The sequence below is a fragment of the Bradyrhizobium sp. Ce-3 genome (assembly GCF_022835695.1).
Classification (GTDB): Bacteria; Pseudomonadota; Alphaproteobacteria; order Rhizobiales; family Xanthobacteraceae; genus Bradyrhizobium.
Genome location: NZ_BQUV01000005.1, coordinates 411,510 through 435,394 on the forward strand (window position 1 = coordinate 411,510; position 23,885 = coordinate 435,394).

General features: G+C 66.5%; 17 protein-coding genes. 11 read left to right on the plus strand and 6 right to left on the minus strand.

Annotated features, from left to right (window positions below; genetic code table 11):
• The first annotated feature begins 1 nt into the window (after position 1).
• Both BRSPCE3_RS19805 and BRSPCE3_RS19810 read left to right on the plus strand, forming a co-directional pair.
• The gene (locus BRSPCE3_RS19805) at positions 2–2,311 is read left to right on the plus strand and encodes a xanthine dehydrogenase family protein molybdopterin-binding subunit (RefSeq protein WP_244067762.1); all 2,310 of its coding nucleotides are present in this window, start codon (positions 2–4) and stop codon (positions 2,309–2,311) included.
• A 103-nt stretch (positions 2,312–2,414) separates the two neighbouring features.
• Entirely contained in the window at positions 2,415–2,861 is a 447-nt protein-coding gene (locus BRSPCE3_RS19810) for a cytochrome c (protein ID WP_244067763.1), read from the plus strand.
• Positions 2,862–2,944: 83 nt separating this feature from the next.
• On the opposite strand, the gene BRSPCE3_RS19815 is transcribed toward BRSPCE3_RS19810, so the two are convergent.
• On the minus strand, positions 2,945–3,367 hold the full coding sequence (locus BRSPCE3_RS19815) for a CHRD domain-containing protein (RefSeq protein ID WP_244067764.1): 423 nt from the start codon (positions 3,365–3,367) through the stop codon (positions 2,945–2,947).
• A 165-nt stretch (positions 3,368–3,532) separates the two neighbouring features.
• Between BRSPCE3_RS19815 and BRSPCE3_RS19820 the strand changes: the two genes are divergently transcribed.
• Positions 3,533–4,465, plus strand: a complete 933-nt coding sequence (locus BRSPCE3_RS19820) for a cytochrome c (RefSeq protein ID WP_244067765.1) — start codon at positions 3,533–3,535, stop codon at positions 4,463–4,465.
• Positions 4,466–4,548: 83 nt separating this feature from the next.
• Here BRSPCE3_RS19820 and BRSPCE3_RS19825 read toward each other — a convergent pair whose 3' ends face one another.
• The gene (locus BRSPCE3_RS19825; protein WP_016845986.1) at positions 4,549–4,794 is read right to left on the minus strand and encodes an Lrp/AsnC ligand binding domain-containing protein; all 246 of its coding nucleotides are present in this window, start codon (positions 4,792–4,794) and stop codon (positions 4,549–4,551) included.
• Between the two features lie 193 nt (positions 4,795–4,987).
• On the opposite strand from BRSPCE3_RS19825, the gene thiD reads away from it, so the two are divergent.
• The 4 genes from thiD (at position 4,988) to BRSPCE3_RS19845 (ending at position 9,036) form a co-directional block, all read left to right on the plus strand.
• Positions 4,988–5,785 (plus strand): bifunctional hydroxymethylpyrimidine kinase/phosphomethylpyrimidine kinase, encoded by a 798-nt coding sequence (gene thiD, locus BRSPCE3_RS19830; protein ID WP_244067766.1) that lies wholly within the window; start codon positions 4,988–4,990, stop codon positions 5,783–5,785.
• A gap of 319 nt (positions 5,786–6,104) precedes the next feature.
• A complete protein-coding gene (locus BRSPCE3_RS19835; protein WP_021078021.1) occupies positions 6,105–6,917 on the plus strand; it encodes a UDP-2,3-diacylglucosamine diphosphatase in 813 nt (270 codons plus the stop codon).
• Positions 6,914–8,005, plus strand: a complete 1,092-nt coding sequence (locus tag BRSPCE3_RS19840) for a glycosyltransferase family 1 protein (RefSeq protein WP_244067767.1) — start codon at positions 6,914–6,916, stop codon at positions 8,003–8,005. The genes BRSPCE3_RS19835 and BRSPCE3_RS19840 overlap by 4 nt, the downstream gene beginning before the upstream one ends.
• Positions 8,006–8,046: 41 nt before the next feature.
• A complete protein-coding gene (locus BRSPCE3_RS19845; RefSeq protein WP_244067768.1) occupies positions 8,047–9,036 on the plus strand; it encodes a threonine/serine dehydratase in 990 nt (329 codons plus the stop codon).
• Between the two features lie 73 nt (positions 9,037–9,109).
• Here BRSPCE3_RS19845 and BRSPCE3_RS19850 read toward each other — a convergent pair whose 3' ends face one another.
• Both BRSPCE3_RS19850 and BRSPCE3_RS19855 read right to left on the minus strand, forming a co-directional pair.
• Positions 9,110–10,669 carry a caspase family protein gene (locus BRSPCE3_RS19850; protein ID WP_244067769.1) on the minus strand — a complete coding sequence of 520 codons (1,560 nt, stop codon included), beginning with the start codon at positions 10,667–10,669 and terminating at the stop codon, positions 9,110–9,112.
• A 139-nt stretch (positions 10,670–10,808) separates the two neighbouring features.
• On the minus strand, positions 10,809–12,098 hold the full coding sequence (locus BRSPCE3_RS19855) for a hypothetical protein (RefSeq protein ID WP_244067770.1): 1,290 nt from the start codon (positions 12,096–12,098) through the stop codon (positions 10,809–10,811).
• A gap of 75 nt (positions 12,099–12,173) precedes the next feature.
• On the opposite strand from BRSPCE3_RS19855, the gene BRSPCE3_RS19860 reads away from it, so the two are divergent.
• The gene (locus tag BRSPCE3_RS19860) at positions 12,174–13,373 is read left to right on the plus strand and encodes an MFS transporter (RefSeq protein ID WP_244067771.1); all 1,200 of its coding nucleotides are present in this window, start codon (positions 12,174–12,176) and stop codon (positions 13,371–13,373) included.
• On the opposite strand, the gene dgcA is transcribed toward BRSPCE3_RS19860, so the two are convergent.
• Positions 13,343–14,344, minus strand: coding sequence for an N-acetyl-D-Glu racemase DgcA (gene dgcA / locus BRSPCE3_RS19865; protein ID WP_244067772.1), 1,002 nt, complete (start codon positions 14,342–14,344; stop codon positions 13,343–13,345). The genes BRSPCE3_RS19860 and dgcA overlap by 31 nt on opposite strands.
• Positions 14,345–14,487: 143 nt before the next feature.
• Here dgcA and BRSPCE3_RS19870 point away from each other — a divergent pair, with 143 nt between their 5' ends.
• From BRSPCE3_RS19870 to BRSPCE3_RS19880, 3 genes are all read left to right on the plus strand, one after another.
• Positions 14,488–15,621, plus strand: coding sequence for an ABC transporter permease (locus BRSPCE3_RS19870; protein WP_244067773.1), 1,134 nt, complete (start codon positions 14,488–14,490; stop codon positions 15,619–15,621).
• 2 nt (positions 15,622–15,623) lie between these two features.
• Positions 15,624–16,391: an ABC transporter ATP-binding protein gene (locus BRSPCE3_RS19875; RefSeq protein WP_244067774.1), complete on the plus strand. Its 768-nt coding sequence runs from the start codon at positions 15,624–15,626 to the stop codon at positions 16,389–16,391.
• A gap of 119 nt (positions 16,392–16,510) precedes the next feature.
• Entirely contained in the window at positions 16,511–17,383 is an 873-nt protein-coding gene (locus tag BRSPCE3_RS19880; protein ID WP_244067775.1) for an MlaD family protein, read from the plus strand.
• 238 nt (positions 17,384–17,621) lie between these two features.
• Here BRSPCE3_RS19880 and BRSPCE3_RS19885 read toward each other — a convergent pair whose 3' ends face one another.
• Positions 17,622–23,552: a negative regulator of septation ring formation gene (locus BRSPCE3_RS19885; protein WP_244067776.1), complete on the minus strand. Its 5,931-nt coding sequence runs from the start codon at positions 23,550–23,552 to the stop codon at positions 17,622–17,624.
• Positions 23,553–23,885: the final 333 nt, after the last annotated feature.

Consider the following 23,885-nt stretch of genomic DNA (forward strand, 5'->3'; position numbering starts at 1 on the left):
GATGGCAGCTCCCATCAAGTTCGGCGTCGGACAAAGTGTACGGCGCAAGGAGGATGACGCTCTGATTCGCGGCAAGGGCCGCTATACCGACGACGTCGCACCGTCTCCCGCATTGCACGCGTTGATGCTGCGTTCGCCGCATGCGCACGCGACCTACACGATCGATGCCGGCAAGGCCCGCGGCATGCCCGGCGTGGCGCTGATCCTGACCGCGGCCGATGTCGCCGAGCTCGGCGGCCTGCCGTGCCTGTTCAACCTCGAAACCGATCCGTTCATCGCGCCGCCTTATCCGATCCTCGCCAAGGATGAGGTGCGCCATGTCGGCGACGCCGTGGCTTTCGTGGTCGCCGATACCGTCGATCATGCCCGCGACGCGATCGAGGCGATCGACGTCAAGTGGACGCCGCTCCCGGCAGTGGCCGGCCTGATCAATGCGGTGAAGAAAGACGCGCCGCAGGTGTGGCCGGACAAGCCCGGCAATCTGCTGTTCGACGTCTCGATCGGCGACAAGGGCGCCGCCGAGGCCGCGTTCGCCAAGGCGCATGCGGTGGCCGAGATCACCATCGTCAATCCGCGCGTCATCACCAATTTCATGGAGACGCGGGCCGCGGTCGCCGAATACGACGCCAAGAAGGATCATCTGACGCTGACGATCGGCAGCCAGGGCAGCCACCGCCTGCGCGAGATCCTCTGCGACATGATCCTGAAGATGCCGAAGGAGAACATGCGGGTGATCTGCCCGGATGTCGGCGGCGGCTTCGGCACAAAACTGTTTCCGTATCGCGAGTATGCGCTGATCGCGGTCGCCGCGCGCAAGCTCAAGAAGTCAGTCAAATGGACCGCCGAGCGCTCCGACCATTTCATGGGCGATGCGCAGGGCCGCGACAATCTCACCACCGCCAAGATGGCGCTCGCCGAGGATGGCAAATTCCTCGGCATGGATGTCGACCTGATGGGCGACATGGGCGCCTATCTCTCGACCTTCGCGCCCTATATCCCGCATGGCGGCGCCGGCATGCTGCCGGGCCTCTATGACATCCAGGCCTTCCATTGCCGGGTCCGCACCGTGTTCACCAACACGGTGCCGGTCGATGCCTATCGCGGCGCGGGCCGCCCGGAGGCCGCCTATGTGATCGAGCGCCTCGTCGACGCCGCCGCGCGAAAGCTCGGCATGACGCCGGATGCGATCCGGCGGAAGAACTTCATCCCGCCGAAGTCGCTGCCCTACACGACCGCGACCGGAAAGGTCTACGACTCCGGTGACTTCGTCGCGCATATGAAGCGCGCGATGGAGATCGCCAACTGGAAGGAGTTTTCCAAGCGCGCCAAGGCGGCCAAGAAGGACGGCCTGGTGCGGGGCATCGGCATGGCGAGCTATGTCGAGGTCTGCGGCACCATGGGCGAAGAGACTGCCAATGTGGCGCTCGATGCCAATGGCGACATCTCGATCCTGATCGGCACGCAGTCGAGCGGGCAGGGCCACCAGACCGCCTATGCCCAGATCGTCGCCGAGCAGTTCGGCGTGCCGCCGGAGCGCGTCCATGTGCTGCAGGGCGACACCGACAAGATCGCGACCGGGCTCGGCACCGGCGGTTCAGCATCGATTCCGTCCGGCGGCGTCAGCGTGCAGCGGGCGACGCACGAGCTCGGCAACAAGCTGAAGGAGCTTGCGGCGCAGGCGCTGGAAGCCGGCACCGGCGACCTCGAAATCGCAGACGGCCGCATCCGGATCGCCGGCACCGACCGCTCGGTCAGCTTTGCCGATCTCGCCAAGCGTCCCGGCGGCGATACGTCGAAGATGAATGCGAGCGCGACCTTCGCCAGTGCCGACGGCACCTATCCGAACGGCACCCATCTCGCCGAGGTCGAGATCGATCCCGCCACCGGCATCATCAAGATCGTCAGCTACGTCATCGTCGACGATTTCGGCGTCACGCTCAATCCGCTGATGCTCGCGGGCCAGGTGCATGGCGGCGCGATGCAGGGCATCGGGCAGGCGCTGATGGAGCAGGCGGTGTACAGCCCGACAGATGGTCAGCTCGTCACCGGCACCTTCATGGATTATGCGATGCCGCGCGCGGCCGACGGGCCGTCCTTCGTGTTCGAGACCCACAACGTGCCGTGCACGACCAACCCGCTCGGCGTGAAAGGCGCGGGCGAGGCCGGCGCGATCGGCTCGTGTCCGGCGGTCGTCAACGCGATCGTCGAGGGGCTGCATCGCGAATACGGCATCGACCACGTCGACATGCCGGCCACGCCGGAGCGGGTCTGGGTCGCGATCCGCGAGGCGCAGCGACGCCATAATCTCTGATAAATTGTCGCAGGCGGAATGAAGATTCCGCCTGCGGTGTTTGCAAACCAGGCCGGCCGCGTGCCTGCGGACCGGAACAGAGCAGGATTGAGGGGTTTTGCCGATGAAGCGGATTGTCGTCGTTGCAGCGATGCTTGCGTTGAGCGCAGGTGCGGTCGTGGCCGACCAGGAACAGGTCAAGGTGACCCAGGCCCAGATGAAGGAAACCGGCAAGAACGCCGGGGCGCTCGGCGCCATCATCAAGGGCGAGAAGCCCTACGACCAGGCGACGGTCGACACCGCGCTGGCGAAGTTCGAGGACACCGCCAAGAAGCTGCCGACGCTTTTTCCTGAAAGCAGCAAGGGCCTCAAGACGGACGGCGACTACTCCGCCGGCCCGAAGATCTGGGAAGACAAGGCGGGCTTCGAGCAGCACATCGCGAGCTTTGCCAAGTCGGTCACCGACGCCAAGGGCAAGATCAAGGATGTCGACACGCTGAAGGCCGAGTTGACCGTGATCGGCAAGCAGTGCGGCGGCTGCCACGAGACCTATCGCCTCAAGAAGGGTTGATCGCCCTTCGGCCGATAACAATAAAGAGGGCGGACGCCGCGAGGCGCCCGCCCTCTTTGTGTCGGCCGCTTCTTGTTGAGACTTTATTTCGTCACCTGGCCGCGGATCTCGCCGCCCGGGTTGGCCGCGGTGTGGACGTTGACATAGTACTTGCCGGCGAGCAGATCGGCGGCCTGCGCGTCGGTCAATGTTGCGCTGCCCTCGACCGGGCTCGACGTCGCGTTCGGGATCGCGACTGCGACGCCGGAATTCTTGCCGGCTTCGGCGGGGCCGTGGAAATGCGCGGCGGTGGCCGGACCCGACAGGCCGGAATAGGTCAGCTTCCAGCTCAACTTCTTGCTGGCGGCGTCGTAGTCGATGTCGGCAGTGCCGGTGCCGGCGCTGGTGTTGGCAGGCACTTCGGACTTGCCGTCCAGCTTGGCCTGCAGCTTCTCGGCAAGGGCCGGACCGGCGAGGGCGATCGCGGCGCCCAGTGTCAGCGTGGCAAGCAAGGTCTTGTTTGGCATGGTTCTCTCCCCTTTGACGTCACACGATGGTTGCAACCTTCAAACCGCAGCGCTCCGGATTTATTCCAAAAATCATCGTGAGTGCGGCAAATTTGATGCGAGCTTGTGCGACCGGTTGCCATCATACTGGTTGATGAACTGACGCGACCAATGACGGATCGGTGAATGTTGCGACGAATTCTCCTCCTGGCCGGCCTCGCCGGCCTGATCGGCTTCGGCGTGTTCTGGTGGCTGACGATCCCCGCGACCGTCGCCGCGAGCGCGCTGCCCGCCTACCAACCCAACCTGGCCAACGGGCTCACAACGTTCAATGCGGGAGGATGTTCCTCCTGCCATGCGGTGCCGAAGCAGGACGACCGCACCAGGCTCGGCGGCGGGCTCGCGATACCGTCGCCGTTCGGCACCTTCTATGCGCCGAACATCTCGCCCGACCCGAACGACGGCATCGGCCGCTGGAGCGAGGCCGATTTCGTCACCGCGGTGATGAAGGGCACCTCGCCGTCGGGGACGCACTATTTCCCGGCGTTTCCCTACACGTCCTATCAGCACGCCAGGGTCAATGACGTGCGCGACCTGTTTGCCTATCTGAAGACCTTGCCGCCGGTCGCCGGCAAGGTGCGCGATCACGACGTGCCGTTTCCCTTCGACATCAGGCGCAATGTCGGAGTCTGGAAATTCCTGTTCATGGACGGCAAGCCGTTCGTCGCGGATGCGAGCCGCTCGGCGCATTGGTATCGCGGCGCCTATCTCGTCAACAGCTTCGGGCATTGCGCTGAGTGTCACAGCCCGCGCAATTTCCTCGGCGGCATCATCAGCTCGCAGCGCTTCGCCGGTGGCCCGAATCCGGAGGGTGAGGGCTGGGTACCCAACATCACGCCACGGGGGATCGCGGACTGGAGCGCGAAGGACATCGCCTATTTCCTCGAGAGCGGCCAGACGCCCGACGGCGACAGCGCCGGCGGATCGATGGTGCGCGTGATCCGCAACACCTCGCAGCTCTCGCCTTCCGATCGCGACGCGATCGCCGACTACATCAAGTCGCTGCCGCCGGTCGAAGGACCGCCGAAGCCGCTGAAGAAGGAGAAGAACAACTCCTGAGGGCTTTCATCAAGATGCGGCCAAAGCAAGCAGTGAAGCTTTGCCCGGTCATGCCCGGCCATGACGAACAGTGAGCTCGAAGTCTACTTCGCGCCGAACGCCTTGAAGGTGATGATGGTGAGGGTGTCCTGGATGCCCGGGATCACCTGAACCTTCTCGTTGATGAAATGGCCGATATCGGTGTCGTGGTCGACGTAGAACTTGACCAGGAGGTCGTAATTGCCCGCGGTGGAGTAGATCTCTGACGCAATCTCGGCTTCCGCCAGCGCGTTGGCGACGGTGTAGGACTGGCCGAGCTTGCATTTGATCTGGACGAAGAAAGGAACCATCAAAGTCGTCTCCGGGGATTTCCGCGACTATAGGCCAAAAACCGGCGGTCAAGGCAAGGGGGCAAGCAAGGGTCAAGGCAAGGCCAAGGCGCGGGAAAATCAGGCAAACTTGCTGCCGATCGGCGGCCGGGCTAGGACAGGGCATGGTCTCGTTTTTGATCGTCTCATTCGTATCAATCGCTGGCGCTGCAAGATGACGCCGGTCGCGCTCACCATTGCCGGCTCGGATTCCTCGGGCGGGGCGGGCATCCAGGCCGACCTCAAGAGCTTTGCCGCGCTCGGGGTTTATGGTGCCTCCGCGATCACGGCGCTGACCGCGCAGAACACGACGGGGGTCAGCGGCATCCATCCGGTGCCGGCTTCGTTCGTCACGGCGCAGATCGATGCGGTGTTCTCCGACCTCAATGTCGGCGCGGTGAAGATCGGCATGGTGGCGCAGGCCGAGACCATCGCGGCGATTGCCGATGGGCTGAAGCGCTGGGCGCCGCGCCACATCGTACTGGATCCGGTGATGGTCGCAACATCGGGCGATCGGCTGCTGGCGGCCGAGGCCGTCGATGCGCTGAAGACCATGCTGTTTCCGCTGGCCTCGCTGATCACGCCGAACCTGCCGGAAGCCGCCGCACTGCTCAACGAGCCGGTCGCCTCGAGCGAGGCCGATGTCGCGCGACAGGGCGCGCGATTGCTGGCGATGGGATGCCGCGCGGTGCTGGTCAAGGGCGGCCATGGGGATGGTGCCGAGAGCATCGACCATCTGATCGATGGTGCGCGCAGCATCGCACTCGCGGCGCCGCGGATTGCCACTGCGAACACGCATGGCACAGGTTGCTCGCTGTCGTCGGCGATCGCGGCGGGACTCGCCAAAGGCGAGGCGCTGGAGACCGCCGTGCGCAACGCCAAGGCCTGGATCACGGAAGCGATCGCCGCGGCCGATCGCTTCGCCGTCGGACACGGCCACGGGCCGGTGCATCACTTCCACAAATACTATTGAGGCCCTCGTAGCCCGGATGAAGCGCAGCGAAATCCGGGGCTGACCTACCCGCGGACGCAGAACCCCGGATTGCGCTTCGCTTCATCCGGGCTACGTATTTAACGCTCCGCGCATCCAACCGCTTCGTCGTTCCCCCGCGACATGCCGGCAACACAACCCCCGTTCCGCACAACCGCGACCGCCGATGTCGCCAGATTGTCGCACGCCCCTGTTATCCGCATTGGAGGGGCGTGCTGCTGATTCTCGTTAACGGTTTGTGAGGCCTAGGGTCGCGGGGATCGTCATCGCCTTGTCACAGAAATCTGTTAGGTGCACAGGCATGGGAAGTGACTCCTTGAGTGAAGAAAGCCCTGAGCGGCGCTTTCGCACTTTGTTTATCTCCGATGTCCATCTCGGAGCCCGCGGTTCGCAAGCCGACCGCCTGCTGGACTTCCTCCGCTCTCACGATGCCGACACGATCTACCTCGTTGGTGATATCGTCGACGGCTGGGCGTTGAAGTCGAACTGGTACTGGCCGCAGACCCACAACGATTTCGTGCAGAAGATGCTGCGCAAGGCGCGCAAGGGCGCCAAGGTGATCTACGTCCCGGGCAACCACGACGAGTTCCTGCGCAAATATTACGGCACCCATTTCGGCGGCATCGATGTGGTGGAGAACACCGTCCACACCGGCGCCGACGGCAAGCGCTACCTCGTGATCCACGGCGACATCTTCGATCTCGTGGTGCAGAACGCGCGCTGGCTCGCCCATCTCGGCGACAAGGCCTACGACTTCGCGATCCAGATGAATCGCTTCGTCAACTTCTTCCGCAAGATGTTCGGCGTGCCGTACTGGTCGCTGTCGCAATGGGCCAAGCTGAAGGTCAAGAAGGCGGTGAACTACATCGGCGCCTTCGAGGCGACGCTGGCCGGCGAGGCGCGGCGTCACGGCTGCGACGGCGTGATCTGCGGCCATATCCACTACGCGACGATTCATGACGAGCACGGCATCCGCTACATGAATTGCGGCGACTGGGTCGAGAGCTGCACGGCGCTCGCCGAGCATGAGGACGGCAGCTTCGAAATCATCACCTGGACCGACCCGGTGCGCCGGATCGCGCCAGTTCCGCGAGTGACGGCACGCGCTGCATGACGCATATCCTGGTCGCGACCGATGCGTGGCATCCCCAGGTCAACGGGGTTGTCCGCACGCTGACCATGATGGCACAGGCGGCGAAATCGCTCGGCGTCGAGGTGAGCTTCCTGACGCCGGACGAGTTTCGCACCTTCGCGATGCCGAGCTATCGCGATCTCCGGCTGGCGCTGCCGTACCAGGCCAAGGTCGCGAGCCTGATCGAGGCCGCCAAGCCCGACAGCATCCATATCGCGACCGAAGGCCCGATCGGGCTTTCGGTGCGCCGTTATTGCCGCAAGCACGGCCTGCCGTTCACGACGAGCTTCCATACCCGCTTCCCCGAATATGTGTCGGCACGGACGCCGGTTCCGGAAGCCTGGGTCTGGCGCGCGCTGCGCTGGTTCCACAAGCCGAGCCGGGCCGTGATGGCCGCCACCCCGGCGCTGGCCGCCGAGCTGCGTCAGCGCGGCTTCCGCAATGTGGTGCTGTGGTCGCGCGGCGTCGATACCGCGCTGTTCCATCCGCGCGATGTCGATCTCTGCCTGCCGCAGCCGGTATATCTCAGCGTCGGCCGGGTCGCGGTGGAGAAGAACCTCGAGGCGTTCCTTGATCTCGATCTGCCGGGCACCAAGGTCGTGGTCGGCGACGGCCCGGCGCGGGCGGCGCTGGAGCGGAGATATCCCGAGGCCGTGTTCCTCGGCGCCCGCCACGGGGAAGAATTGGCCGAAATCTATGCTGCGGCCGATGTGTTCGTTTTCCCCAGCCGCACCGATACGTTCGGTCTGGTGCTGCTCGAGGCGCTGGCCAGCGGCCTGCCGGTTGCCGCCTTTCCGGTCACCGGTCCCCGCGACGTGATCGGCGCTGCCCCCGTCGGCGTGCTCGACGACGATCTGCACCACGCCTGCCTGGAGGCGCTTGGCATTCCCCGGCAGGCCTGCGTCAATTTCGCTGCGCTCCACACCTGGCAGGCGTCAGCCCGGGTGTTCATCGATCGCTGCATGAATGTCCGCCCCGCTCCGCCGGATGGCGAGGGGGAGGTGTTCGAATTCGGTGCCGAAGAGCATCATTTTGCCGTCTTGCCGGCACCTCAGCCAAACTCACGCTAAAGCGTCTTGCCGGGCCGCGTCCCGCCGCGATACAATTGGGGATGACGGACACCCCTCTCAATCCACCCGTCGCTGTCGCGGACATTGATGCCGCCGCGAGGGTGGTCGCGCCGTTCGCGGTGCGCACGCCGCTCCTGACCTTCCCCGTTCTCAACGAACGCGTCGGCAGCCGGGTTTTCCTCAAGCCCGAGATGCTGCAGCGGACCGGATCGTTCAAGTTCCGCGGCGCCTTCAACAAGCTCGCCTCAATACCGCAGGACAAGCGCAGCGGCGGCGTTGTCGCGTTCTCCTCGGGCAACCACGCCCAGGGCGTCGCCGCCGCGGCCAAGATCCTCAACATGCAGGCGACCATCGTGATGCCTGCGGACTCCCCGCTCACCAAGCGCGAGCGGACCAAGTCCTATGGCGCCGAGGTGGTGCTGTACGACCGCGATCGCGACGACCGTGCGGCGATCGCGAGCGGCATCGCCAGCAAGCGTGGCGCGACGTTGGTGCCTCCCTATGACGATCCCCTGGTGATAGCAGGCCAGGGCACCGCCGGCCGCGAGATCGCCGAGGACATGGCGGCGCTCGGGCTCGTGCCCGATATCGTCGTGGCGCCGGCTTCCGGCGGCGGCCTGATCGCGGGCGTCGCCACCGCGGTGAAGGCAAAATATCCGCAGGCCCAGGTGATCGTCGCCGAGCCCGCCGGCTATGACGATCACGCTTTGTCGCTCAAGGTCGGCCATCGAGAAGCGCATGCGGTTGCGCCGCGCACCATCTGCGATGCGCTGATGGCGATGATGCCGGGTGAGCTCACCTTTGCCATCAACAGCAAGCTGCTCGCGAACGGCGTCAGCGCCACCGATGACGAGGTCGGTGCAGCCGTTGCCTTTGCCTATCGCGAACTGAAGCTCGTGGTCGAGCCGGGCGGCGCAATCGGTCTTGCCGCGCTGCTGGCGGGTCGGATCGACGCCAAAGGCAAGAACGTCGTCATCGTGCTCTCGGGCGGCAATGTCGACGCCGACCTGTTCGCGAAGCTCGTCGCCTGAGGTCGGGGTTTTGAAACGAAACGGGGCAGGGCGGCGATCGCTCTGCCCGTTTTCGTTGTGTGGCGTGGGCCGGTCAGTGCCTGAAGCCGCCATGATGGCCGCCGCTTATTCCACCGAAATGCGAAACTGATGGAGTTGAGTGGAAGGCGGTGTGGCTGCCGCCAAATCTTGTCCGGTTGACTTGTGTGCTCTGCCGCTCGGCGCGGACATGCCGCCGGCCGTTGTCTTTCATGATCGGGCCTGAAGCGTTCTTGCCGGCATTCGCCGCAGGAAGGCTCGCAACCTTGCCGTTGCCAACAGAGTTCGGCATGCCGACCGGCTTCGCTCCGGGCGCCGGCATGGTCACGATCTTGCCGACGGAGCCCTGCACGGCGGCATTGATCGGGCGGAAGGGCTGACGAATTGACAGCCGCGTGAACTGCATCAGCGGGATTGCTTTCGGCTGCACCTGCAGTCTCAACGCCTGTTGCGCGTAAGGGCTGCTGCCGAAATTGTCGTGGAAGGTCTTGTAGGCGAACGGCGTGTTGGCCAGCACCGCTCTGTGCCAGGCCGCGACCTGCAGCCAGTTGGTCAGCAAGAAGCGAATGCGGTCGCACAGCGGATCACGCGGGTAGAGCCGGATGAATTCCTCATAATAATCCGGCCGCCCCTCGGACAGCACGAAGTCATAGGCCTGGCGCACCGAGCGGTTCGGCAGGTTCGACGCCATCTGCACCACCCGGCCATCTGCCGGCGCACGGGTCGAAGCGACGGCGGTGTCGCCGAAGAAATAGAAATCGGAGGTCAGCGACGAGCTTTCCCACGGCGTCTGCCGGCCGTCGGTCGTCGAGTTGACCTCGAGGCGAACGCGCTTGAACAGCTGCTCGATCGGCAGATTGGGCTCGCGCGCCAGGCGCAGGAAGGCGTTGGTGTAGGGGCTGTGGCCGTTGCTGCCATCCTGCGCCTCCATGCCGGGTGCGGTCGAATAGCCGACGATCGAGCCGCTCGGCGCGTCGACCACGGCAAGGCCGCGGCCGGCGTCGTTGACGTTCGGAAACGGGTTGTTGCGGCAGGCATCGAGCACCACGATGCGCATCCGGCTCGGGATGGTCTCGAGCGTGCCCATCACGTCGACGAGGCGCACCGCATTGCCGTCGAGATCGGCGGGCGTCGCGATCCTGGCGTCGACCGGGATCAGATAATTCTCACCGGCGAGCTGCACGCCATGGCCGGCGTAGTAAATCATCGCGACCGTGCCGGGGCCGCGCGCCGCAACCTTGTCGGAGAAGTCCTGCAGCACCTTGACCATGTCGATTTGCCTGAGGTCGGTCGCGGAAATCACCTCGAAGCCGGCCGCGTTCAGCAGCTCGGCCATCGACTGCGCGTCATTGCCGGGATTGGCGAGTTTTGGTGCGCTCTGATAGTTGGCATTGCCGATCACCAGCGCAACGCGCTGCTCGGGACCGCGGAGCGTGCCTGGCGTCGTGGCAGCTGATGTCGCCGGTGAAGCGGATTGATTGATGGACGGCGTCGTCGTTGGCATTGCATTGCCGACTGTGATGTCGCTGGTCTCGGCAAATCCGGGGCTGGGCGCACCGAGGCCAAACAGTGCAAGCAATGCGGCCGATATCATCATGGATGTCAGGCGGACCATCGCGCGCTCCCAAAGGTTGGTCCCGGTGCGGGACCGGTCGCGGGGAGGCTAGGCGCAGATGGCGGCGCGGTACGTGAGTTGAGTCACATTGCGCCGGTGGTCAATGCGAGACGCATACGGAGCGCACGCACGATCGCCGTTACGAGAAGAATGCGATTCTCTCGGCCTGGCTCATGCGGCGGATCGGCGCGAGCGGATCGTTGGCCGCGGCACTCGGCTTCTTCAGAAGGCCACTGGCGATGATGGTCGAGCCGAGCGAGATCTCAGCTGCAGGCGTAGCAGCCTCAGCGGCGGGCGGCAGAGGTGCCGGCACGGCTGCCGGCGCGACGTCAATCAGCGCTGCAGCCATCGGCTGGGGCTCGACCTTGACCTCGACCGTCGGTGCGGGCTCGGGCTGAATGGCCGGCGCATCCATCTCCGGCTCGGCCGCCATCGCCTCGGCAACCCGCAGCTCCTCGGCGGCGCGCATTTCCTCGGCGATCGCCTCGTCGTCGACCGGATCGGGCGCGCCCATCTCCATCGCGATGAGGTCGAGCACCGCCTCGTCCTGGGCGTCAGCGGCGGCCTCGGTGACGCGGGCGAGCTCGGCTGCCTCGGCTTCGGCCAGCGCGGCCTCCGCCTTGAGCCATGCATCGTTCGGCTCCGGCATGGTGGCTGTGGCAGCCTCAATGCTCGGCGTTGGGGCAGGCATCGCGGCTTCTTCGGAGGGCGGCGTTGCAACGGCCTCCTGAGGCGGCGCCGGCGGCGTGGCGGCGATCGTCGCGTCGGACGGTGCGCGCTCGGCGGCAGCGCTCTCGGCCACCGGCGGCGGCGAGGGGGCAGCAGCGGCCGGCTCCGCGACCGGCGCTTCAGCCACGGCCGGTTCGGCCGCGGCCGCCCTGTCGGGATCGAATTCGCTGAGCCGGCGAGCCAGCGCGGCGAAGGCGTTATCCAGCACGACCTTGGCGTCGTCCACCGAGACCTCGGCGGCCCCGGCCTCGATCGCGCTGGCCTGCGAATCGATGATGTCGCAGATCCGGCCGTCATTGCCGATCTCGCGCAGCCGCCAGGAGATTTCCCGGATCACCCGCACGCCCTTGCGCACCGGCGCGAGGCTCTGCTCGAAGCTGACGCCGTCGAGCGCCGCGATGGCGGAGGCCTGGGCGGCCTCGATCGCGCCGCGCAGGGCGGCCAGCGCCTGCGCCAGCTGCTCGTCCCGGATCGCGTCTGCGGCAGCCTGCCGCTGCGCGCTGAGGCTTTCCTCGATCCGCGCCACCGCATCGAGCACCATGCGCGTATCGGCATTGCGGTTGCGCTTGGCGTACTCGCCGAGGAACCAGCGGCCCCGCGAGGTCTCCATGAAGGCCGCGCTGATCGCGGCATAGTCCTCCTCGCTCGGCAGGGCCGCGCGGGCGGATATCGGCGACAGGGCGAATGCTTCTTCGGCCATCACAATCTCTCCGCGCAAATCACTGCGCGTTACGCTAACGATCAACACGATATCGCGCGAATCGCAATTGAATTGATGTCTTCCGAATCACAAATCCCCATTGCAGCAAAAGTTGCAGCGCGGCGATTCGCGCGCAGCCTTGCGGCATTCTATGCCACGACGTTCGGCATGACCGGGGTCCATCTGCCGTTCTTCACGGTCTGGCTGAAGGCGATCGGGATCGATGCCACCTGGATCGGCATCATTACCGCGGTGCCGCCGGTGACGCGCTTCACCGTGCTGCCGCTGGTCACGGCTGCGGCGGAACGGCGGCAGATGCTGCGCGGCGCGATCATCGCCACCGGCTTCGCCACGGCACTCGGTTTTGCCGTGATCGGCACCCAGCACCAGCCGTTCGTGCTGCTTATCGTCTATGCGCTGACCTGCTGCGTCTGGACGCCGATGGTGCCGCTCACCGACGCCTATGCGCTGCGCGGCGTCAGGCAATTCGGCCTCAACTACGGACCGCTGCGGCTGTGGGGCTCGGCGGCCTTTGCGGTCTGCGCACTCGTGAGCGGGTTCCTGCTGCGCTATGTCGCGGAGGTCGATCTGATCTGGATCATCACGGCCGTGACCGTGCTCGGCGCGCTGGTCGGACTGACCTTGCGGCCGCTGGGCCGCCCGACGGCCGCGCACGCGCCGACCGCCGGCGCGCCCAAACTGCTGCGCAATCCGACCTTCCTCGCCATCATCGTATCCTCGGCGCTGATCCAGGGCAGCCACGGCGCCTACTACATCTTCGCATCGATCGCCTGGCAGCAGGCCGGCTTCAGCGGCCTGACCATCGCGGTGCTCTGGGTGCTCGGCGTGATCGCCGAGATCGTGTTGTTTGCGGCCTCGCCGCGCTTCACGCTGCCGTCGGCGGTGCTGGTGATGATCGCGGCTGCCAGCGCCGTGGCGCGGTGGGCGATCACCGCGCTGGAGCCGCCGCTTGCGGTGCTCGCCGTGGTCCAGCTCGGACATGGCTTGAGCTTCGGCCTGACGCAGGTCGGCATCATGGGCCTGATGGTGCAGCACGTCCCGGTTCACGTGATGGCACGCGCGCAGGGCTATCTCACCGCCTGCGGCGGCATCGTCGCGAGCACCACGGCGATCGTCAGCGGCATGGTCTATGCGCGCTTCGGGCTCGGCGTCTACGACATGATGGCCGCGATGGCGGCGACCGGCGGGCTGGTGATGTGGCTGTCGCGCAAGCGACTAACGCTTCATCCCCAGAGCGCGGCATCCGGTGGATAGACCAGACTGCCCTCGTAGCGCAGGCCGTGGTCGCGATCCTTCGCGAGCAGCAGCGGGCCGTCGAGATCGACGAAGCGCGCGGCTTGCGCAATCAGCATCGCCGGCGCCATCGCAAGCGAGGTCGCGACCATGCAGCCGATCATGATGTCGAAGCCGTGCGCGCGGGCGGCATCCGCCATCGCCAGCGCTTCGGTCAGTCCGCCGGTCTTGTCGAGCTTGATGTTGACGGCGTCGTAGCGGCCGCGCAGGCCGGCAAGCGAGGCGCGGTCATGCACGCTCTCGTCGGCGCAGACCGCGACCGGCCGCTTGATCCGCGCCAGCGCCTCGTCCTTGCCGGCCGGCAGCGGCTGCTCGATCAGCGTGACGCCGGCATCGGCGCAGGCCGCGAGATTGGCGGCGAGGTTGGTCTCGGTCCAGGCCTCGTTGGCATCGACGATCAGCTCGGAGGTCGGCGCCGCGTTGCGGACGGCGGCGATCCGCGCGGCGTCGCCATCGCCGCCGAGCTTGATCTTGAGCAGTGCGCGATGCGCGGCCCTGGCGGTCGCTTCCGCCATCGCCTCTGGTGTTCCCAGCGAGATCGTGTAGGCGGTGGTGCGTGGTTCCGGAGCGGGCCGGCCGAGCAGGTTCCAGATGCGCTGACCGGCGCGTTTGGCCTCGAGGTCCGCCAGCGCGCAATCCAGCGCGTTGCGGGCGGCGCCGGCGCGCATCCGGTGCTGCAGGGCGAGGCGGTCGATGCCGGCGGCCAGCGGCTCCTGCATGGCCTGGATCGCCTGCAGCGTCGCCTCGGGCGTTTCGCCGTAGCGCGGGTAGGGCACGCATTCGCCGCGGCCGATCAGGCCGCCCGCGCTCACCTCGGCCACCACGACGACCGCCTCGGTCTTGGCGCCGCGGCTGATCGTGAAGGTCCCTGCGATCGGCCAGCGCTCGATCCGCACAGTCAGGGAAATCGCTCCGGATGGGCTGGAAGTCATTTTAAAGTCTACTATTTCCTGAACCGTAGCTTGCGACGCGCAACCAACTATGGCTGGTTAGCGACAGATTCGACAAGCCGATCCGGCGAGCCGCCGGAGACATGCATCAGCGGCGGCCAGCCGGCTTGAGGGGTAGGCAAAAGGTGAGCGGCGACCCGACACTGGAGCGGATAGCCCAAGGCGAAGGACTGGCGTTGTGCGCGGCGGGCAACTGGACCGCCCGCTTTGCGCCCGCGCTCGAGCGCATCGTCTCCGAGGCCGAGAAGCTGCGCGGCAGCCGCCCGCACATCTTCATCGACGTGTCGCAGGTCGCAAGCCTCGACACCTTCGGCGCCTGGCTGATCGAGCGGTTGCGCCGCAGCCTCAGCGATGCCAGCGCGGAGGCCGAGATCGCAGGCCTCTCGGCCAATTATTCCAGCCTGGTCGACGAGGTCCGCCGGGTCGGCCCAGCGCCGAGGGTCGCAAGCGACCGGCTGTCGATCGCAGGCATGCTCGAACAAATCGGGCGCACCGTGGCCGGGATCGGCGGCACCATCATCGGCCTCGTCGACATGCTCGGCGCGGTGCTGGCCGCCGCCGGCAAGGTGCTGATCCATCCGCGCAGCTTCCGCCTGACCTCGACGGTGCATCACCTCGAGCAGGTGTGCTGGCGCGCGGTGCCGATCGTGGTGCTGATCACCTTCCTGATCGGCTGCATCATCTCGCAGCAGGGCATCTTCCATTTCCGCAGGTTCGGCGCCGACATCTTCGTGGTCGACATGCTGGGCGTCTTGGTGTTGCGCGAGATCGGCGTGCTGCTGGTCGCGATCATGGTCGCAGGCCGCTCCGGCTCGGCCTATACCGCCGAGCTCGGCTCGATGAAGATGCGCGAGGAGATCGACGCGCTGCGCACCATGGGCTTCGATCCGATCGAGGTGTTGATCCTGCCGCGCATGCTGGCGCTGGTGCTGGCGCTGCCGATCCTGGCCTTCCTCGGCGCGATGGCCGCGCTCTATGGCGGCGGCCTGGTGGCCTGGCTCTATGGCGGCGTCGATCCGGAGGCGTTCCTGCTCCGCCTTCGTGATGCCATATCGATCGACCATTTCATCGTCGGCATGGTCAAGGCGCCTGTGATGGCCGCGGTGATCGGCATCGTCGCCTGCGTCGAAGGGCTGGCGGTCCAGGGTTCGGCGGAGTCGCTCGGACAGCACACCACTGCCTCGGTGGTGAAAGGGATCTTCTTCGTGATCGTGATGGACGGCGTGTTCGCGATCTTCTTCGCCTCGATCGGGATGTGATCATGGCCGAGCAGGACGACGCCATCATCCGGGTCCGCGACGTCACCGTTCAATTCGGCAGCACGCGCGTGCTCGACGGCCTCGACCTCGACGTCAAGCGCGGCGAGATCCTCGGCTTCGTCGGCCCGTCGGGCGCCGGCAAGTCGGTGCTGACGCGCACCATCATCGGCCTGGTGCCGAAGCTCTCCGGCCGCATCGAGGTGTTCGGCGTCGATCTCGATGCCGCGAGCTCGTCGCAGCGCCGCGCCGTCGAGCGGCGCTGGGGCATCCTGTTCCAGCAAGGCGCGCTGTTCTCCTCGCTCACGGTGCGCCAGAACATCCAGTTTCCGGCGCGCGAATATCTGCGCGTCTCGCAGCGGCTGCTCGACGAGATCATGGTGGCGAAACTGGTGATGGTCGGGCTGAAGCCCGAGGTCGCCGATCGCTATCCGTCGGAACTGTCCGGCGGCATGATCAAGCGCGTCGCACTGGCGCGCGCACTCGCGCTCGATCCGGAGCTGGTGTTTCTCGACGAGCCGACCTCGGGCCTCGATCCGATCGGCGCCGGCGAGTTCGACGAGCTGGTGCGCACCCTGCAGCGCACTTTGGGACTGACCGTTTTCATGGTAACCCACGATCTCGACAGTCTTTACACCGCGTGCGACCGTATCGCCGTTTTAGGGAACGGTAAGATCATTGCTGCAGGATCGATCGCCGATATGAAGGCATCGCAGCATCCATGGCTGCAGCAATATTTCAACGGCAAGCGCGCCCGAGCCGTTGTGGCCTAGCCCATGATCCCGAAACCTGGAGCCGATTTTCGGACGAGATCATGCGCCAACAGCGAATTCGACGGGCCCCGGCGCAGGCTGACTGCGCGAGGCCCAACAGTGATGAACGCGAGTAAGTGATGGAAACGCGGGCGAACTACGTCTTGATCGGAGCTTTCACGCTGGCGGTGATCGCCGCGGCGTTCGGCTTCGTGCTGTGGTTCCAGAGCCTGCACACCACCAAGCAGCGCAGCCCCCTGCGGGTGATCTTCGAGGGCCCGGCGTCAGGCCTGCGCAATGGCGGCAACGTCAATTTCAACGGTATCCGGATAGGGGAGGTGGTCTCGGTCAAGCTCGACAACCCCAGGCGCGTGGTCGCGCTGGCGATGATCGAGAACAACGCACCGCTGCGCAAGGACACCCTGGTCGGCCTCGAATTCCAGGGCCTCACCGGCGTCGCCGCGATCTCGCTGAAGGGCGGCGAGGAGGCCGCCCCGCCGGTGCCGCTCGACGAGGACGGCATTCCGGTGCTGACCGCCGACCCGAACGCGCTGCAGGACGTCACCGAGGCGATCCGCGCCACCCTGCAGAACGTCAACCGCATCGTCGCCGACAACCAGCAGTCGGTGAAGAATTCGCTGAAGAATCTCGAAGTGTTCACCGAGGCGCTGGCGCGCAATTCCGAGAAGATCGACGGCGTGATGCTCAAGGTCGACGGCGTGATGGGCAAGGCCGACAATCTGATGCTGGGCCTCAACGCGATCGCCGGCGGCAACAATGGCAGCGAGCTGAACCTGATGGTGAAGTCGATCCGCGAACTCGCCGACAATGTCGACAAGCGCACCAATCTCCTGATCAACGACGGCCGCCGCACGCTTGCCGACATCAGCCGCGCCGTGAACAATTTCGACCGCAATCCGAGCCGGGTGATCTTCGGCGGCAGCAACAACGCCGCACCCGAGCCTGCGCCGGCGCCCGCCGCAGCACCGGCCGGGCCGCGGCGGCGGCAGTGACGTTCGCTACCGAGCGGATCCGTCATTGCGAGCGAAGCAACGCGTAGCCCGGATGGAGCGAAGCGTAATCCGGGCCCAACTCCGCTGAGGCACTGCCCCGGATTTCGCTGCGCTCCATCCGGGCTACGTGACCCCGGCGGAGCCGCGCGGCCTGCGAATCCAATTCGGAGCCCAAACAAAAACGGAGACCTTTCGGTCTCCGTTTTCCATTCGCTATTCGCTGTCGGCTACTCGCCACTCACCCCAGCCGTCCTGCGGCATGCGCCAGCAGGGTGTAGACCAGCCCGGTCTCCGAGGTCAGGTGGCCAGCCAGCTCCTGCTGGCCGCGGCCGTCGCGGGCGACTTCGTCGAGCAGGCGTTCGAACTCCGCGATGTAGCGGTCGACGGTCTGCTTGAAGCCGCGGTCGGCGCGATACTTGCGGGCCACCTCATCGAAGGCCTTCTGGCCGGCCGGCGTGTAGAGGCGCTTGCTGAACGCCTTGTTCTCGCCGCGCTGGTAGCGGTCCCACATCTCGGCCGCCAGCGTGCGGTCCATCAGCCGGCCGATGTCGAGCGACAGCGACTCCAGCGGATTGGCGGCCGGCTGCTGCGGCTGCGGCTGACGCGGGCGCTGCTGGGCGTCGCGGCCCTGCGGGGCAGGCGGCGGCGCGTCGCTGCGGTTGAGCAGGTCCGACAGCCAGCCATCGCCATTGTTGGGGCCGGCCGGGCTGACCGACGGGGCCTCGGTGCGGCGCGAGGTTGCCATGCCGAGATCCGGCGGCGGCAGCGTCGCGGCGCTGTTGCCGCTATCCCGCACGCTGTCCCGCATCCGCGCGTCGGCGCGGCCGCCCGCGGCAGCCATCAGCGGCTCCTCGTGGCGGACGCTGGCGCGGTTGGTCGAGACCACGTCGAGCCCGCGGCCGTGATGGGCGACGATGCGGTTCAGTTCCGCGAGCGCCTCGATCTGGTCGACGATCACCTTGCGCATCTGCGCGGTGTTCTCGGCCGCCTCCTGCGGCATTTCCAGCACGCCGCGGCGCAGCTCGTTGCGGGTGGCCTCGAGCTCGCTGTGCATCTCGCTCGCCATCTGCTTCATCGCCGTGACCATCGCGGAGAACTTCTCCGTCGATTCCTTGAACATCGCATCGGTCTCGGCGTTGCTCTGCTGGTAGAGGTCGTTCATGGCGTCGACGGTCTGCTGACGCTCGTTCTCGGCCGCCTGGCGCACCGCCTCGAACTGTCGGCTGATCGCCGCCGAGCCTGCGCCTGCGGTCTCCGCCACCACGCGCGCGATGTCGCGGGCGCGCTCCTCGGCCGCACCGAGCGATTCATCGAGCAGCCCGGTGAAGCGCGATAGCCGCTGGTCGAGATCGGTGGTGCGCAGGTCGATGGTGGTGACCAGCGCCTCCAGCGCCGACTTGCGCTCGCTGACCGAAGCCGTCGTCGAGCGATTGGCCTGCTCGACCACGGCAGCCGCATCGATCAGCGCCTTGCCGTGGGTCTCGAACTGGCTCGACAGTGCGCCGAGATCTTCCAGCGCCTTGCCGGTCTTGTTGTTGAACACCGAGAGCTGGTCCTCCAGCGTCTGGGTCGCGACGCCGTTGCGCGAGGTGACGTCGTTCATGGCGGACACGAAGTCGGCCACGCGGGTCACCAGCGCGCGCTCCAGCGAGTTGAGGTTGTCGTGGGCGCCGGTCAACACTTCCTGCAGCAGGATGTTGCCCTCGCGCAGCCGCTCGAACAGCGCGACCGTATCGGTGCGCAGGATCTTACTGGTCTCCTGCATCTCCGTGACGGCCGAGATCGAGACCTGGCGCGACTGGTCGATCGCCGCGCGCGAGGCCTGCTCGAGCTCCTTGAGCGACTTCGACACCGCGCCGGTCGCCTGATCGCCGGCCGAGGTGATGTTGCGCGCGACGTCGCCGCCGTGCGCCGCCATCGACTGCGAGAAGGCGAGGCCGCGGGTTTCGATCGCCTTGAGCGCGTCCGCGGTGGCGCGATCCATGTCGTTCGACAGCTGCGTGGTCTTGGCGGTCAGCGCCTCGACCAGCGAGCCGCGGCGGCCGTCGACCATCTGCGACAGACGTTCGGTCTGCTGCTGCACATAGGTGACGATCTCATCGGTCTTGCCGGTCATCGCCGAGCCGAATGCGCTGGACGCAGACAGCACCGAACGCTCGATGTCGGCGGAGGTCGTCTTGACCTTGGTCGAGACCTCGTTGGACATGGTGATCAGTGCGGCCTGGGCGTTCTGCGCCGAGGTCTGGATGTTGTCGGTGGTCTTGGCCGTGACCGAACCCAGCGCGCGCTCGATGTCGGTCGAGAGCGTGCGGATCTGGGCGGCGGCATCGGCGGAGGTCGCCGCGAACGAGCTCTGGGCCTCCCGGGCGCTGCCCAGGATGGTCTGCGCGGTCTCGGCGCTGGCCGCAGTCAGCGAGCGCTCGATCTCGACGGAGATCGCGCGCATCTGGCTTGCCGCCTCGCTGGAGGTTGCCACGAACGAGGTCTGGGCATCGCGGGCGCTGCCGATGATGGTCTGGGCGGTGTTGGTGCCGACCGACGTCAGGGTGCGCTCGACATCGGCTGCCAGCGACTTGACGTGGTTGGCGGCCTCCGTGGATGCGGTGACGAGGGTGTTCTGCGCCTCGCGGGCGCCGGCTGTCAGCACCTCGACGGTGCCGGAGCCGGCCATCGAGAGCGCGCGCTGGATGTCGGAGGCAAGCGCCGACACCTTGCTGGCGGCGTCGGTCGACGCATTGACCAGCGTGCTCTGGGCTTCGCGTGCACCCGATGTGATCGATTCCGCGGTGGCGGAGCCGGCCATCGAGAGCGAGCGCTCCATGTCGGCGGCAAGCGTGCGGACCAGATCGGTGGCCTCGGTGGATGCGCCGGCCAGTGTGCTCTGGGCCTCGCGGGCGGCGGCGACGACGGCTTCCGCGGTGGCGGAGCCGGCCATCGAGAGCGAGCGTTCGATATCGGCCGACAGCGTCCGCACCAGGTTGGTGGCGTCGGTCGACGCGCCGGCCAGCGTGCTCTGGGCTTCGCGGGCGGAGGCGACGACGGCTTCCGCGGTCGCGGTGCCGGCGGTCGAGAGCGAGTGCTGCATGTCGGCCGCGAGCGCGCGCACCAGATTGGTGGCTTCGGTCGATGCGCCGGCAAGCGTGCTCTGGGCCTCGCGGGCGGAGGCGACGACGGCTTCTGCGGTCGCGCTGCCGGCCATCGAGAGCGAGCGCTCGACGTCGCTGGCGAGCGACTTGACCTGGCCGGTGACGTCGGCCGACGTCGCGATCAGCGTGGTCTGCGCCTCCCGGGCGCCGGTCATGATCGCTTCGGCGGCCGCGGAGCCGGACATCGACAGTGACTGCTCGACATCGGAAGCCAGCGACTTGACCTGGCTTGCCGCCTCGATCGAGGCGGAGACCAGCGTGGTCTGCGCGTCGCGGGCGCCCGACAGCACGGAGGCTGCGGTGGCGCTGCCGGCCGCCTGCAGGGTGCGCTCGACATCCTCCGACAGCGACTTGATCTGCGAGGCGACGTCGCCGGAGGCGGAGACCAGCGACACCTGGGCGTCGCGGGCGCTGGTGAGGATCGAGTTGGCGGCGCTGGTGCCGACCGCGGTCAGCACGCCCTCGACCTCGGCCGAGCTCTGCTTGAGCTGATTGCCGACGTCGGCGGACACGCTGAGCAGCGCCTGCTGCGCGGTGCGCGCGCCGGTCTGGATGGTTTCGCTGGTGTTGACCACGAGGTTGGTCAGCGAGCGCTCGGCGTCCTCGACATGGGACTTGATGCTCGACGACAGCAGCTCGGCGCGGGACATCAGGTCCTCGCTGGCCTGGCGGCCGCTGCTCTCGATGCGGCCGGCGACGGCCTCGACGCGCGAGCCGAGCAGGTCCTCGAACTGCGCGACGCGGGTGTCGATGTCGCCGGCGATGACGCCGACGCGGCTCTCGATGCCCTGCTGGATGTCGGCGAAGCGCGCCGAGATCGTGTCGGTCAGGTTCGAGCTGTGACCGCTGATGGTCTCGACGAGGCGGCTGTTGTGACCGTTGATGGTGTCGGAGAGGCGGGTGCTGTGCCCGTTGATGGTGTCGACGAGGCGGATGCTGTGGCCGTCGATGGTCTCGGTGACGCCGTTGATGCGGTGATCGACCGCGGCGATCGCCTGCACGGTGCCCTCGGTCAGGGTCGTGGTGAGCAGGCCGAGGCGCGAGTCGATCGAGTGGATCGCCTGGGTGGCGCCTTCGGTGAGCTGCGTCGCGAGCGTGCCGAGATGGCCGTCGATGGTGTCGGTGACCGACCTGGCGCGGCTCTCGAAGGTGACTTCGAGCGTCTTCATGCGGCCGTCGATCGCGTCGTCGAGCGACTGCAGGCGGCCGTCGAACGAGCCGATCTTGCTGGCGAGCGATGAGTCGAACGACGACAGCTTGTCGGTCAGCGAGGCGTCGAGATTGGTGACGCGGCTGCCGAGCGTGGTCTCGAACTGCAGCAGGCGCTGGTCGAGCGAGGCGGTGATCTCGCCGCTATTGGAGGTGACACGATGGTCGAAGGTGTCGACATAGGTCTTCAGGCTGTCGGCAATGTCCTGGGTCCGCTGGCCCATGCGCTCGACGATGTCGCCGCCGAAGGTCTTCACCGTGCGGTCGAATTCGGAGATGTGGCGGGTGATCAGCGCGCCGAGCGTGCCGGAGTCGCGGGCGAATTTCTCGGCCAGCTCGCTGCCGTGGTTCTTCACCAGGTCGTCGAACGCGCTCATCTGCAGCGACAGCGAGTCGTGCGCGGTCTCGGTCTGGCCCACCACCTTGGCGACCAGCGAATTGACGGTGACGTCGAGCGCTTCGCTCGCCTTGTCGCCGGAGGTCATGATCTGGCCGGCGAGGCGGTTGCCGGCGTCGTCGATCTTGCTGACGAGGTCGTTGCTGCGCAGCTCGAGCTCGAGCAGCAGCGAGTCCGCGGAGTTCTTCAGGGAGTCGTGGACCTCCTCGGTGCGGTCGGAAATGCCGTCGACGATCGCAGACGAACGCTGCTCGAACTCGCCGGTGATGCGGTCGATGCGCTCGTTGAGCATCTCGTGGACGCGATCGGCCAGATCGACGAACTCGTCATGGACATGGCCGGTCTTGAAGTTGAGGCTGGTGGTCAGCCGCTCGGAGGCATCCATCACCGCGCGCGTGGTCTCGGCGCTGGCTTCCTCGAGGCGATCGAGCAGGTCGCCGCCGCGCTCGCCGAGCGCGAGGATCATGTTGTCGCCGGCATGGCTCAGCGCGGTCGTGATGTGCTGGCCGCGCTCTTCCAGCGCGCCGGTGATGCTCTTGGCGACCTCGTCGACGCGCGAGGCGATCGCATCCGAGATCAGCGCGATGTCGTGGCGCAGGTCGATCTGCACGCCGGAGATCGCGCTGCGCACCTGCTCGGCCTGGCCGACCAGATTGTCGCGCTGGTGGGCGATGTCCTGCAGCAGCGCGCGGATACGCACTTCATTGTCGGAATAGGCGCGTTCCAGCGCCGCAACCTCGTTGGCAACCAGCGTCTCGAGTTCGCCGGCGCGCGCGATCGCGCGCTCGACGCCGTCGCCCATCGCCGCGACCTCGCGGCGGATCGCCTGGCCGACCGTCACCATGGAATCGGCGGCGGCGTTCTCCGGCTCGGAGAATCGCATCGCGACCTGCGCCATCGATTGCGCGATCATCTGCATGCGCTGACCGTGCGCGGCGAGGCTGGCGAGATAGTAGAACAGCAGGATCGGCACGGCGAACAGCGCGGCGAGGCCGGCAAGCACCAGCACGCCGGTACCCTGGGCCATCGACGCCTGCAGGGCCGGCCAGAACGCGACGGTGAGAATCACGCCGCCGAGCAGCCAGGCGCCGGAGCAGACGAAGAACAGCGTGAAGGCGTTGCGGGCGCGGCCTCCCTGCAACGTCTGCAGCATCTGGCCGATGGTTTCGCGATCATCGTTGGCGGCGCGGCGCGGGGCGCGCGGTTCCTCGATCGGCTCGAACGCCGAACGATTACTACGGGACTCGAACGATGCGGCTGAAAAATCCGGAGTTGACGGCGGCAGGCTCGGCGGCGCGGCGCCGTCGTTGAGGGGGCTGCGGTTCTCCGCGCCTTGTTCGCTGATGTTGAGGGCTTCCTGGATGGCAGAAAGCGCGACTTCGGTGGGATCTTTGACCTTCTTGGGAGTGTTCGCCATGTTCAGTCTAAGCCCTCTCACTAATTACGCGTCGGCGAGCCTGCGATCGTCCCCACGCAAGCTCGAAGCCGGTGCCCACAAGCGGAGCGCAAGCGGCCCCCTCGGCGGCTTGTCCGCTACATCCGCAAACATCCTATTGGGAGAGCGATGCGAATGAAATGCTTGCGATTAATACTTTCTTAATCATCGTTAACAGCTTTGCTCCATAAGGCCTTATGGGTACTCGAAATTCCTGCCGTAGGGCGCCGATTGTGTCCGGAAATTGTCCAGAATCGGGCGGTTTTGCCGATCATCCCGACAACAATCCGTTAACCAGTTTCGTGATTGGCTGAG